Origin of the sequence: Pantoea sp. VS1 (genome assembly GCF_002207995.1) — a bacterium.
Lineage (GTDB): Bacteria > Pseudomonadota > Gammaproteobacteria > Enterobacterales > Enterobacteriaceae > Pantoea > Pantoea dispersa.
Genome location: NZ_NHZE01000009.1, coordinates 44141 through 57233, shown reverse-complemented (window position 1 = coordinate 57233; position 13093 = coordinate 44141). Strand labels below are relative to the sequence as shown.

Annotated in this window: 12 protein-coding genes; 7 read left to right on the top strand and 5 right to left on the bottom strand. The window is 57.7% G+C overall.

From position 1 onward, the window contains the following. Nucleotides 1–21: 21 nt before the first annotated feature. From gyrB to dnaA, 4 genes are all read right to left on the bottom strand, one after another. On the bottom strand, nucleotides 22–2430 hold the full coding sequence (gene gyrB, locus CBW22_RS04970) for a DNA topoisomerase (ATP-hydrolyzing) subunit B (RefSeq protein WP_058758200.1): 2409 nt from the start codon (nucleotides 2428–2430) through the stop codon (nucleotides 22–24). A gap of 17 nt (nucleotides 2431–2447) precedes the next feature. Continuing rightward, the gene (gene recF, locus CBW22_RS04965; RefSeq protein ID WP_058758201.1) at nucleotides 2448–3533 is read right to left on the bottom strand and encodes a DNA replication/repair protein RecF; all 1086 of its coding nucleotides are present in this window, start codon (nucleotides 3531–3533) and stop codon (nucleotides 2448–2450) included. A 171-nt stretch (nucleotides 3534–3704) separates the two neighbouring features. Beyond that, nucleotides 3705–4805, bottom strand: a complete 1101-nt coding sequence (dnaN, locus tag CBW22_RS04960) for a DNA polymerase III subunit beta (RefSeq protein WP_010617831.1) — start codon at nucleotides 4803–4805, stop codon at nucleotides 3705–3707. 5 nt (nucleotides 4806–4810) lie between these two features. Beyond that, complete coding sequence (gene dnaA, locus CBW22_RS04955; protein ID WP_031279599.1) at nucleotides 4811–6214, bottom strand: chromosomal replication initiator protein DnaA; 1404 nt, start codon at nucleotides 6212–6214, stop codon at nucleotides 4811–4813. Between the two features lie 601 nt (nucleotides 6215–6815). Here dnaA and rpmH point away from each other — a divergent pair. The 6 genes from rpmH (at nucleotide 6816) to CBW22_RS04925 (ending at nucleotide 11463) form a co-directional block, all read left to right on the top strand. Further along, on the top strand, nucleotides 6816–6956 hold the full coding sequence (gene rpmH, locus CBW22_RS04950) for a 50S ribosomal protein L34 (RefSeq protein ID WP_000831330.1): 141 nt from the start codon (nucleotides 6816–6818) through the stop codon (nucleotides 6954–6956). 15 nt (nucleotides 6957–6971) lie between these two features. After that, nucleotides 6972–7331 (top strand): ribonuclease P protein component, encoded by a 360-nt coding sequence (gene rnpA / locus CBW22_RS04945; RefSeq protein WP_040679622.1) that lies wholly within the window; start codon nucleotides 6972–6974, stop codon nucleotides 7329–7331. Beyond that, nucleotides 7295–7552 carry a membrane protein insertion efficiency factor YidD gene (yidD, locus tag CBW22_RS04940; protein ID WP_071813586.1) on the top strand — a complete coding sequence of 86 codons (258 nt, stop codon included), beginning with the start codon at nucleotides 7295–7297 and terminating at the stop codon, nucleotides 7550–7552. The genes rnpA and yidD overlap by 37 nt, the downstream gene beginning before the upstream one ends. Before the next feature lie 2 nt (nucleotides 7553–7554). Beyond that, entirely contained in the window at nucleotides 7555–9201 is a 1647-nt protein-coding gene (yidC, locus tag CBW22_RS04935) for a membrane protein insertase YidC (protein ID WP_021506916.1), read from the top strand. 80 nt (nucleotides 9202–9281) lie between these two features. Further along, complete coding sequence (gene mnmE, locus CBW22_RS04930; protein WP_088516155.1) at nucleotides 9282–10646, top strand: tRNA uridine-5-carboxymethylaminomethyl(34) synthesis GTPase MnmE; 1365 nt, start codon at nucleotides 9282–9284, stop codon at nucleotides 10644–10646. Nucleotides 10647–10872: 226 nt separating this feature from the next. Then, a complete protein-coding gene (locus tag CBW22_RS04925; RefSeq protein WP_021506918.1) occupies nucleotides 10873–11463 on the top strand; it encodes a malonic semialdehyde reductase in 591 nt (196 codons plus the stop codon). 41 nt (nucleotides 11464–11504) lie between these two features. Here CBW22_RS04925 and CBW22_RS04920 read toward each other — a convergent pair whose 3' ends face one another. Continuing rightward, complete coding sequence (locus CBW22_RS04920; RefSeq protein ID WP_031279601.1) at nucleotides 11505–12014, bottom strand: flavin reductase family protein; 510 nt, start codon at nucleotides 12012–12014, stop codon at nucleotides 11505–11507. 293 nt (nucleotides 12015–12307) lie between these two features. Here CBW22_RS04920 and CBW22_RS04915 point away from each other — a divergent pair, with 293 nt between their 5' ends. Continuing rightward, nucleotides 12308–13072 carry a 4'-phosphopantetheinyl transferase family protein gene (locus tag CBW22_RS04915; protein ID WP_058775620.1) on the top strand — a complete coding sequence of 255 codons (765 nt, stop codon included), beginning with the start codon at nucleotides 12308–12310 and terminating at the stop codon, nucleotides 13070–13072. The last annotated feature ends 21 nt before the right edge of the window (nucleotides 13073–13093 follow it).

Here is a 13093-nt window from a genome sequence, read left to right as displayed (position 1 = left end):
TTTGGGAAGGGTTTTGCGATATCAGATATCGATGTTGGCGGCTTTCAGCGCGTTCTCTTCGATGAAGGCGCGGCGCGGTTCAACCGCATCGCCCATCAGCGTGGTGAACAGCTGGTCGGCGGCGATGGCGTCTTTGATGGTGACGCGCAGCATGCGGCGGCTGTCCGGATCCATGGTGGTTTCCCACAGCTGATCCGGGTTCATCTCGCCCAGACCTTTATAGCGCTGCACTGACAGACCGCGGCGCGACTCTTTCACCAGCCAGTCTATTGCCTGCTCGAAGCTGGCAACCGGCTGACGGCGCTCGCCGCGCTCGATGTAGGCATCCTCTTCAATCAGACCACGCAGATGCGCGCCGAGTGCACAGATTTTGCGGTATTCCGCGCCGTCAATGAACTCGCTGTCCAGCGGATAATCAGTATCAACGCCGTGAGTACGCACGCGCAGAACCGGCTCAAAGCGTTGCTGTTCGCGATTTTCCCGCACCTGTGCCACATAGCTGCTGCCATGCGCTTCGCGCTCGTTCAGGTAAGCCACCAGGCTCTCCAGCCATGCGGTCACTGCTGTCTGATCGCTGAGATCGCTCAGGGTTGGATGATAAACCAGCGCGCGCAGCAGCGCAGACGGGAAGCGGCGCTCCATACGCTTGATCATCTTCTGGGTGCTGTTGTATTCCGCCACCAGGCTTTCCAGCGGCTCGCCGCCCAGCGCCGGTGCGCTGGCGTTGGTGTGCAGCGTTGCGCCGTCCAGCGCGATGGCAATCTGATACTGGTCCATCGCGTCGTCATCTTTAATGTACTGCTCCTGCTTGCCCTTCTTCACCTTGTACAGCGGTGGCTGCGCGATGTAAACGTGGCCACGCTCGATGATTTCCGGCATCTGGCGATAGAAGAAGGTCAGCAGCAGCGTACGGATGTGCGAACCATCGACGTCCGCATCGGTCATGATGATGATGCTGTGATAGCGCAACTTGTCCGGGTTGTACTCATCGCGGCCGATACCGCAGCCCAGTGCGGTGATCAGCGTGGCGACTTCCTGTGAAGAGAGCATTTTGTCGAAACGCGCTTTCTCCACGTTAAGGATTTTACCTTTCAGCGGCAGAATCGCCTGGTTCTTACGGTTACGTCCCTGCTTGGCGGAACCGCCTGCAGAGTCACCCTCCACCAGGTAGATTTCAGACAGCGCCGGATCGCGCTCCTGACAGTCTGCCAGCTTGCCCGGCAGGCCCGCCAGGTCCAGCGCGCCTTTACGGCGGGTCATTTCACGTGCACGACGTGCGGCTTCACGCGCACGCGCGGCATCGATGATTTTACCGACCACGATTTTGGCGTCAGACGGATTTTCCAGCAGGTATTCGCTCAGCAGTTCGTTCATCTGCTGTTCCACCGCCGATTTCACCTCGGAAGAGACCAGCTTGTCTTTGGTCTGAGAGGAGAATTTCGGATCCGGCACCTTCACCGAAACCACTGCCACCAGCCCTTCACGCGCGTCGTCACCGGTAGCGCTGACTTTGGCTTTTTTGCTGTAACCTTCTTTATCCATGTAGGCGTTGAGCGTACGCGTCATCGCCGCGCGGAAACCGGCAAGGTGCGTTCCGCCGTCGCGCTGCGGAATATTGTTGGTGAAGCAGTAGATGTTTTCCTGGAAACCGTCGTTCCACTGCAGCGCAACTTCGACGCCGATACCGTCTTTTTCGGTGGAGAAGTAGAACACATTCGGGTGAATCGGGTTCTTGTTGCGGTTGAGATATTCAACGAACGCTTTGATACCACCTTCATAGTGGTAATGGTCGTTTTTATCGTCGCGCTTGTCTTCCAGGCGAATCGACACGCCGGAGTTAAGGAATGACAGCTCGCGCAGACGCTTCGCCAGGATTTCATATTCAAAATCGGTGACGTTAGTGAACGTATCGTGGCTCGGCCAGAAACGCACGCGCGTACCGGTAGCGTCGGTATCGCCGGTCACCGCCAGCGGCGCCTGCGGCACACCGTGCACGTAGGTTTGCTGATGCACTTTGCCGTCGCGACGAATGGTCAGTTCCAGCTTCTGCGACAGGGCGTTCACCACCGATACGCCGACGCCGTGCAGACCACCGGAAACTTTATAGGAGTTGTCATCAAACTTACCGCCGGCATGCAGTACGGTCATGATCACTTCGGCAGCAGAGACGCCCTCTTCCGGGTGGATACCGGTCGGAATACCACGGCCGTCATCCTGCACGGAGACAGAGTTGTCGGCATGGATGGTGACCACGATATCACTACAGTGGCCGGCGAGCGCTTCGTCGATGGCGTTATCCACGACCTCGAATACCATGTGATGCAGACCGGTGCCGTCATCCGTATCGCCGATGTACATACCCGGGCGTTTGCGTACCGCATCAAGCCCCTTCAGGACTTTGATACTTGAGGAGTCATAAGAATTCGACATCAACGTTTCTCGCTCATTTAATCTTCAGGTTGAACCGCTATTTTACCCTGTTCCACGCGGAACATCTTGCCCTTTTCGTCACTCATATCGATTACATGCTCGACACCAATGGCGCTGACAAACACCTGAGCCTGCGTGGCTTTCAGGCGTTCCGCCAGCAGGCGACGACGGGTGTCATCCAGCTCGGAGGCGAAGTCGTCAATCAGGTATAAACAGCGACGTCCGCTGCTGCGCGTCAGGTACTCGCCCTGCGCTAACCGCAACGCACACATCAGCAGCTTTAACTGACCGCGTGAGAGTAAATCTTCCACCGGCGTGCCTTCAGCACGAATCCGAAAATCGGCTTTGTGCGGACCGCTGGCGGTGTAGGTGAGCGCACGATCGCGCTCGAAGTTGCGCTCCAGCAGCTCGCCGAAGTCGCTCTCTTTGTCCCAGCCGCGCTGGAAGGAGAAGCTCAGCGCAAACTCCGGTAAAAACTGGCTGCAGGTGGCGGTGATTTCGCTGGCAATGGCTGCGCTGTATTCCGCGCGCCAGGCGCTGATCTGTTCTGCCAGCGGCACCAGCTCCTGATCCCATGGCCGGATCTGGCTGTAGCGCGCGACCTGGCGCAGCGCCGCGTTGCGCTGTTTCAGCAGGCGACGCAGATTGCTCCAGGCCAGAAAGAAACCGGGATAAGCATGAAAGCAGCCCCAGTCGATGTAGGCTCTACGGTATTTGGGGCCGCCGTTGAGCAAAGTAAACCCCTCTGGCGTAATCAGCTGCATCGGCAGCAGCTGCGCCAGCTCGGCAACTTTATGGCCGTCGCTGCCGTCGATGCGGACTTTGCTGTCGCCGGCGCGGTTTTTACTCAGGCCGACCGCCAGCTCGCGCTCGCTGCCTTCAATCCGCCCGTGCAACACAAACGCGTCCTGATCGTGACGAATTACGCGTCCGGCCTGCAAACTGCGGAATGCGCGGCCGTGGCCCAGCGTATAAATCGCCTCCAGCACGCTGGTTTTACCGCTGCCGTTGGCACCCACGAGAAAATTAAAGCCCGGCGCCAGCGTGAGATCGGCCTGCTCGATATTACGAAAATCTTTAATCAGGAGGCGGGTTAAAGCCATGAATCAATCCAGCCAGAAGGGGTTGCCTAACATTAACAATCCAGGCCGTTGGCGGCGCAGGCAGTCTGGCCACGGCCAGCGCGCAGGCCATGGGAGCATACTGAAGTATGTGACCAGGGGCGAGCACTGCCCGGGACCAGAATGGCAAGTAAGCCAGGCCGATATTTTCTATTACAAACGCATGGGCATCACGACGTAGGCCGCAGCCGGACTGGCTACATCTTCAATCTGCACGCTGGAAACCGAATCCGTCAGCAGCAGACGCACGTTTTCGCACTTCAGCGCGTTCAGCACATCCAGCACGTAGCTGACGTTAAAACCAATCTCCAGCTCGGTGCCGCTGTACGACACATCCAGCATCTCTTCTGCCTCTTCCTGCTCCGGGTTATTGGCGGTGATGCGCAGCTGATTTTCAGTGATATAGATGCGAACGCCGCGGAATTTCTCGTTCGACAGGATTGCCGCGCGGGCAAAAGCCTGTTTCAGCAGATCGCAGCCCGCTTCCAGCGCTTTGTCAGGATTCTTCGGCAACACGCGGCGATAATCCGGGAAACGGCCATCAACCAGCTTCGACGTAAAGATGAAGTCGCCGACGTGCGCGCGAATGTTGCTGCTGCCAATCTGCACCTGCAGCGGCGTTTCACCGCCGTCCAGCAGACGAACCAGCTCAATCACACCTTTACGCGGTACGATCACCGAATGGTTCGGCAGCGCCTGGCCGACAGGCATCGAACAGACCGCCAGACGGTGACCGTCAGTGGCAACGGTGCGCAACTCTTCGCCTTCGGTCTCAAACAGCATGCCGTTGAGATAGTAACGTACATCCTGATGCGCCATGGAGAACTGCGTGGCTTCAATCAGGCGTTTGAGCGTGGCCTGCGGCAACGTGAATTCCACTTCGCTCTGCCAGTCGTCGAGATTCGGGAAGTCGCTGGCTGGCAGCGTCGACAGCGAAAAGCGGCTGCGGCCGGAGCGCACCAGCATGCGGTCACCTTCCAGCGTCAGACTGATCTCTGCGCCTTCAGGCAGACCACGGCAGATATCAAGAAACTTACGCGCCGGGACGGTGGTCGCGCCCGGTTCGTGCGGCTGGGTCAGCGCCACGCGCGCCACCATCTCCATCTCAAGATCGGTACCGGTCAGCAGCAGCGTGCCTTCATTCACCTGCAGCAGTAAATTTCCGAGGATCGGCAGCGTCGGGCGTCCGCCAAGCGGGCCACTCACCTGTTGCAGTGGCTTCAGCAACTGCTCACGTTCAACAATAAATTTCATATGCGTCAGGAAGATAATGTTCGAATGAGGTTAGAGAAATCTTCTTTGATGTCGTGGCTCTCTTCACGCAGCTGCTCAATTTTACGGCAGGCATGAAGCACGGTGGTATGGTCACGGCCACCAAACGCATCGCCAATTTCCGGCAGGCTGTGGTTGGTGAGCTCTTTGGCCATCGCCATCGCCATTTGACGCGGACGCGCCACCGAGCGCGAACGGCGCTTCGACAGCAAATCCGCCACTTTAATTTTGTAGTACTCGGCCACCGTCTTCTGGATGTTGTCGATGGTCACCAGCTTTTCCTGTAGTGCCAGCAGGTCGCGCAGCGCTTCGCGCACAAAATCGATGGTGATGGCACGCCCGGTAAAGTTGGCATTGGCAATCACGCGATTCAGTGCCCCTTCCAGCTCACGCACGTTAGAGCGCAGACGCTTGGCAATAAAGAAGGCCACTTCGCCCGGCAGACGGATGTCGTTTTCGTCCGCCTTTTTCATCAGGATCGCGACACGCGTCTCCAGCTCAGGCGGCTCGATCGCCACGGTTAATCCCCAGCCAAAGCGTGATTTCAGACGATCTTCCACCCCGTTGATCTCTTTCGGGTAACGATCCGAGGTCAGGATGATCTGCTGATTACCTTCCAGCAGCGCGTTGAAGGTGTGGAAAAACTCTTCCTGCGAGCGCTCTTTATTGGCAAAGAACTGAATATCATCGATCAGCAGCGCGTCCACCGAACGGTAGTAGCGCTTAAACTCCTCGATGGCGTTGTTCTGCAGCGCTTTCACCATATCCTGCACGAAGCGTTCAGAGTGCATATAAACCACTTTGGCATTCGGCTTGCGCGCGATGATGCCGTTGCCCACCGCGTGCAGCAGGTGCGTTTTGCCGAGGCCGGTGCCGCCATACAGGAACAGCGGGTTATAAGCGCCACCAGGATTATCCGCCACCTGACGTGCCGCCGCGCGCGCCAGCTGGTTGGACTTACCCTCAACGAAGTTGTCGAAGTTGTGGCGGTTATTCACGTTCGAGCGGTAGGTCACATCAGCCGGTGCCGGAACCGAATCCCAGCTCGGGCGCAGCGGCTGTGCCGGTGCCGGACGATTCTCAGCCGGTGCGGGCGCGCTGACGCTGCTGGCCATGGCGGGTTGCGTAGCAGCCACCGGCGCAACCGGGCGCGTGCCGACCTCAAAACGCAGCAGCGGCACGTTCGCACCGCAGAATTCATTCAGCAGCCCATTGATACTATTGAGATATTTATCCCGAACCCAGTCGAGTACAAACCGATTTGGTGCATACAAGGCCAGCGTATTGTCGTTCAATTCAGCCTGCAGCGGACGAATCCACATGCTGAATTCGGTGGCAGGAAGCTCATCCTGCAAACGGGCAAGACACTGTTGCCAAAGCGTAAGTGACACGGCGGACTCCACTCGTACAAAATCGATAAGAATTTCAGGCGCTAATAATAGAAACTGTCTTTTTTGACACAGGCGGTCAGAAAGCGCCTGCGACCGCTATCCGCGGTAGTCATCCCCGGCGATCGCAAGGAGGATCGTCAGCGGAAGGGCGGATCATAGCGCAAAGCGCCTCAGAGATCTTCCCTTTCTACACAGTTTTGATCCATTTTATCCACAGGGTGTCCAGGCATGCATCAGTTTACGCCGTCTGCGGAAAAAGCGAGCGGGGATCAGGCTGAAAGCGAGAAATTTTCCACCGCGCTCGCATTTTTGCCGTTACGATCGGCGCGGCGATCGCAAGAAGATCCTGGACGATCCTTGCGCTTTCCTTTATAGCCCGTATAATTCCCCACCCGGCATTGGCGCGTGAAGCTTTGATGCCCGGAATTAGCGGGCTGTATCAGAGTTTTCAGGTCTCGCGCCCAGCGAAGTAAATTGACTCCGGACTGTACAATTATTACAATCCCGCCTCTTTATTAAAGACACATTGAGGCGTCGGTCGTTTTACTGGCCCGAAAACGCGTCACCCAGTGAAATTTTTCAAGTTTAGGTAGAAATCGCCATGAAACGCACTTTTCAACCGTCCGTACTGAAGCGCAACCGTTCTCACGGCTTCCGTGCTCGTATGGCTACTAAAAATGGTCGTCAGGTTCTGGCACGTCGTCGTGCTAAAGGCCGTGCTCGTCTGACCGTTTCTAAGTAATAAAAGCTAACCCTCGTGGTTAAGCTCGCATTTCCCAGGGAGTTACGTTTGTTAACTCCCGCTCATTTCACTTTCGTCTTCCAGCAACCTCTTCGGGCTGGCACGCCGCAAATCACCATCCTCGGCCGCCTTAATTCGCTGGGGCATCCCCGCATCGGTCTTACCGTCGCCAAGAAGCACGTGAAACGCGCCCATGAACGCAACCGGATCAAGCGATTGACCCGTGAAAGCTTTCGTTTGCGTCAACACGAGCTGCCGCCGATGGATTTTGTCATCGTGGCGAAAAAAGGGATTGCTGACCTCGATAACCGTGCACTGACGGAAGCGTTGGAGAAATTATGGCGTCGTCACTGTCGCCTGGCGCGCGGCTCCTGATCGCCCTGATACGCGTTTATCAACGCGCCATCAGCCCACTGCTGGGACCTCATTGCCGGTTCCATCCCACCTGCTCGCAGTATGGGGTGGAAGCTGTACGCCGCTTCGGCATGTTAAAAGGCAGTTGGTTGACGATTAAACGCGTATTAAAATGCCACCCTTTGAACCCGGGTGGCGACGATCCGGTGCCGCCAAAAACCTTTGATACCAGAGAACATTAACGATGGATTCGCAACGCAATCTCTTTCTCATCGCTTTTCTGTTCGTGTCTTTTATGATCTGGCAAGCCTGGCAGACGGACCACGCTCCGCAGCCACAGCAGACCCAGACCACGCAGAACACAAGCAGCGCAGCGGGTGATGCCGCCTCTTCCGGCGTGCCGGCTAGCGGCCAGGGCAAAACGATCACCGTTAAGACTGATGTCCTGTCACTCAACATTAATACCCGCGGCGGTGATATCGAGCAGGCACAGCTGCTGACTTACCCGGACAAACTGGGTTCAGACGCACCGTTCCAGCTGCTGGAAACCACTCCGGCCTTCGTTTATCAGGCGCAGAGCGGCTTAACCGGCCGTAACGGTCCGGATAACCCGAACAACGGCGCACGTCCGCTGTATACCGCTTCCCAGGATCACTTCGAGATGGCCGATGGCCAGACCGAGCTGCGCGTGCCGCTGAGCTGGACCGGTGAGAACGGCGTGGTTTACACCAAAACCTTCGTGTTCAAACGTGGCGAATTCGCGGTTAACGTCGACTACAACATCAATAACGCCTCGCAGCAGCCGCTGGAAGTGGCGATGTTTGGTCAGCTGAAGCAGACGATCGATCTGCCGAAGCATCGCGATACCGGCAGCAATAACTTTGCGCTGCACACTTTCCGTGGTGCCGCTTACTCGACCAGCGATGCGAAGTATGAAAAATACAAATTCGATACCATCGCCGATAACGAGAACCTGAACACCACCACCAGCAACGGCTGGGTGGCGATGCTGCAGCAGTACTTTGCGACCGCATGGGTGCCGCGCACTCAGGGTAACAATACGCTGTACACCAGCAATCTCGGCAACGGTGTGGCGGCAATCGGCTATAAGTCGGCGCCTGTGACCATCGCCGCCGGCGCGCAGCAGGATCTCGGTGCCACTCTGTGGGTCGGTCCGGAAATCCAGGACAAAATGGCCGCTATCGCGCCGCACCTCGATCTGACCGTGGATTACGGCTGGCTGTGGTTCATCTCTCAGCCGCTGTTTAAGCTGCTGAAATTCCTGCACAGCTTTATCGGTAACTGGGGCTTCTCCATTATCGTTATCACCTTCATCGTGCGTGGCATCATGTACCCGCTGACCAAAGCGCAGTACACCTCGATGGCCAAGATGCGTATGCTGCAGCCGAAGATTCAGGCCATGCGTGAGCGTCTGGGTGACGATAAGCAGAAGCAGAGCCAGGAGATGATGGCGCTGTATAAGGCGGAGAAAGTGAACCCGCTGGGCGGCTGTCTGCCACTGGTTATCCAGATGCCAATCTTCCTGGCGCTGTACTACATGCTGTCCGGTTCCGTTGAACTGCGTCATGCTCCGTTTGTACTGTGGATCCATGACCTGTCCGCGCAGGACCCGTACTACATTCTGCCGGTCATCATGGGTATCACCATGTTCTTCATTCAGAAGATGTCACCGACCACCGTGACCGATCCGATGCAGCAGAAGATCATGACTTACATGCCGGTTATCTTTACCGTGTTCTTCCTGTGGTTCCCGTCAGGTCTGGTGCTGTACTACATCGTCAGCAACCTGGTAACCATTCTCCAGCAGCAGCTGATTTATCGCGGGCTGGAAAAGCGTGGTTTACACAGCCGCGACAAGAAGAAAGCGTAACGCCCGGCAACGCTGAGCAGGACGCAACATCTCCAGGGGCGGCATTTATGCCTCCCTGTTTTTTTTGGAAGAAGGTACTTATGAGCCACAGTGACACTATTGTTGCCCAGGCGACGCCTCCCGGCCGTGGTGGCGTCGGTATTCTGCGTATTTCCGGTGGCAAAGCCGCTGAGGTGGCGCAGGCCGTGCTGGGCAAGCTGCCAAAGCCGCGCTACGCCGACTATCTGCCCTTTAACGATGCTGATGGCAGCGTGCTGGATCAGGGCATCGCGCTGTGGTTCCCGGGTCCGAACTCCTTTACTGGCGAAGATGTGCTGGAACTGCAGGGCCACGGCGGTCCGGTGATTCTCGATCTGCTGCTGAAGCGCATTGTGGCGCTGCCGGGTGTGCGCATTGCGCAGCCGGGCGAGTTCTCGGAACGCGCCTTTCTGAATGACAAGCTCGACCTGGCGCAGGCAGAAGCGATTGCCGATCTGATTGATGCCAGCTCCGAGCAGGCCGCCCGCTCCGCCGTCAACTCGCTGCAGGGTGCCTTTTCACTGCGCGTTAATGCGTTAGTGGAAGCACTTACTCACCTGCGCATCTATGTGGAAGCAGCGATTGATTTTCCGGATGAGGAGATCGACTTCCTTTCCGACGGCAAAATCGAAGCGCAGCTGAATGCGGTGATCGGCGATCTCAACGGCGTCCGCGCCGAAGCGCGCCAGGGCAGCCTGCTGCGTGAAGGGATGAAGGTGGTGATTGCCGGTCGTCCCAACGCCGGAAAATCGAGCCTGCTCAACGCACTGGCCGGACGCGAAGCAGCGATTGTGACGGATATCGCCGGCACCACGCGTGACGTGCTGCGCGAGCACATCCACATCGACGGCATGCCGCTGCACATCATCGATACCGCCGGTTTGCGTGAAGCCAGCGACGAAGTGGAACGTATCGGCATTGAACGCGCCTGGCAGGAGATTGAGCAGGCGGATCGCGTCCTGTTCATGGTGGATGGCACCACGACTGACGCCACTGAAGCCGCCGCCATCTGGCCTGATTTCGTAGCGCGCTTACCGGCTGCGTTGCCGATTACCGTGGTACGTAATAAAGCGGACATGACCGGTGAAACGCTGGGCCTGACAGAAGTAAATGGCCACTCACTTATTCGCCTGTCGGCGCGCACCGGTGCTGGCGTCGATACGCTGCGCGAGCACCTGAAACAGAGCATGGGCTTCGCCGGCAATATGGAAGGCGGCTTCCTCGCGCGTCGCCGCCATCTGCAGGCGCTGGAGTTAGCAGCCACTCACTTACAGCAGGGCAAAGAGCAGCTGCTGGGAGCCTGGGCGGGCGAACTGCTGGCCGAAGAGCTACGGCTGGCGCAGCAGGCGCTGAGCGAAATCACCGGCGAGTTTACCTCCGACGATCTGCTGGGCCGGATTTTCTCCAGCTTTTGTATTGGTAAATAGTCGCCGTCACAGGTCGCCATAAATGGCGCCCCTACAGGGGATTCATACGATGCTGCAGGGTGCGCATTTAGGCGCACCGGAATCGCTACCAACATACATCTTTGTTATTTGGCGCGCCCTCGCCTTTGTCGTATAACGGTTGAGGGTCGCCGCGTAAACGCAGCGGCCACATCCATTATTCATGCTAAAAATCAGGCGCAGGTTGTTGCCTGAACAGGAGAGAAACATGAGTACACCGCTCGACAGCGTGGCGCTGAACGCGCTGTTTACTGAAGCCCGCACCCATAGCTACTGGCAGGATAAACCGATTTCGCAGGAGGTGCTGAAGCAGCTCTATGCGCTGACGGCGCTGGGGCCGACCTCAGCCAACTGCTCGCCAGGCCGCTTTGTGTTCGTGACGTCTCAGGAAGGTAAAGAGAAGCTGAAACCGGCGCTCTCCTCAGGCAATGTGGATAAGACCATGGCGGCACCGGTGACGGTGATTGTGGCGTGGGATCCGACCTTTTATGAAGCACTGCCAAAACTGTTCCCGCATGGCGATGCACGCAGCTGGTTTACCAGCAGCCCGGATTTGGCCAAAGAGACCGCGTTTCGCAACAGCAGCCTGCAGGCGGGCTATCTGATTCTGGCGGCCCGCTCGCTGGGACTCGATGCCGGCCCGATGTCCGGTTTTGATCCGGCTAAAGTTAACGCCGCGTTCTTCAGCGAAAATAACTGGCAGGTCAACTTACTGATCAACCTCGGCTATGGCGAAGCCAGCAAACTGCATCCGCGCCTGCCGCGTCTGAGCTTTGACGAAGCCAGCAAATTTGCCTGATGCGTTAAGCAGCGCAGCCGCACGACGCGCTGCGCCATGACTTAGCCCAGCGAGTGAAAACCGCTGTTGAAGTAGACCATCGGCGCTGTCGCTTCGCCCGGCAGCGCAATACCCACGATACGCGCCAGCAGCACGCTGTGGGTGTTCCACTCCACCGTTTTTTCCAGCTGACAATCGAAGCTCACCAGCGCATCAGCCAGCACGGGCGCGCCCGTATTAAGGGTTTGCCATTCACCGCTCTGGAAACGCTCAGCACGGCGCGTCGGCGAGCTGAACTGCGCGCACAGGTCATCGTGCTGCTCGCGCAGAACGTTCACGGCAAAGTAGCCCGCCTGCAGAATGGCATCGTGGCTTGATGCGCTGCGGTTAACGCAGACCAGCAGGCTGGGCGGTTCCGCCGCCAGTGAACTGACCGAGGTGGCGATCAGCCCGAACTTTTCTCCGCTGGATGAGGTGGTCACCAGCGAGACACCGGCAGTGAGACGGCGCATGCCGTGACGAAATTCATCCAGCGAGATCGATTCCTGGCGAGCAAGAGAGGTAACAGACATAACAACTCCGACGTGCATGGTTTGCGATGCGCACGATTGGCAGATAGGTGAATAATTTAAGCACTTCATTGTGCAGCTCTTTCCTGTCCAAATCCTACACCACATCCGCCGCTTCGGCACCCCATCCGACACCAATGTGCAAAAGCCTCATATTCAATTGCAGCTCATGGCAATGAGATTCGCCTCGTCCTTATCTGAATTTACTGGCTATCCAGCGTAAGCCGGATGCAAACCCATGAGAAAATTCTTACAATAGCCCTGATGATTATCCGACCATTTTCACGGAGCGACAGATGGCTAGTCATTTTGTTCGTTGGGTGGTTAACCCGCCCCTCACCCCAGATACCATGCGGGTTCCACAGGATGTGATGACCAGCGCCGGGCACCTGCCTGATAAGCGCCGCGGCCGCTTTCTTGCCGCACGCGCGCTGCTGGCCCAGCTGATGCTGCGCGTCTATGGTATTCGTGACCTGCCGCCGCTGATCGCCAGCAGCAGCGGTCGTCCCTGCTTTGCCGATCCTAATCTGCCTGACTTCAGTATCTCCTATGCCGGTAATATGGTCGGCGTGCTGCTGGCGGAAGAAGGCGGGCGCGCGGGCCTGGATATGGAAATCGTCCGGGCGCATAGCCGTCAGGCGCAGGATGCCCTCACGCAGGGGCTGTCATCGGGTGAAAAGGCGTGGATTAACGCCCAGCAGGATTTTATGGAAGCGGTGACGCAGATCTGGACGCTACGCCAGAGCATCCTCAAACTGACCGGCGAAGCCAACAGCGGTATTGATGCGCTGCGGCTGCATCCGGCGGCCGGCCGGCTGCGATCCAGCGTCTATCCCGATATTCAGGCGGTGTGTGATGCCGAGCCGACGCTGGTGTGGTCCTGCGCGCTGTCGCCCGGCACTGAGCGTTTACGGCTGTGGGAGATTGATGCGCAGCAGCAGTGGCAGTCGCTGCGCGATGTGGAGATGAGCAAACCCAACATCGGGCCGCGCACCCTGCGCCTCACCAGTCTGCCCGGCGAGCGTGTCGCCAGTCAGCCGGAAGTCAGGCATCCCGGATAACCAGGCCGCACCCGCGGCCTG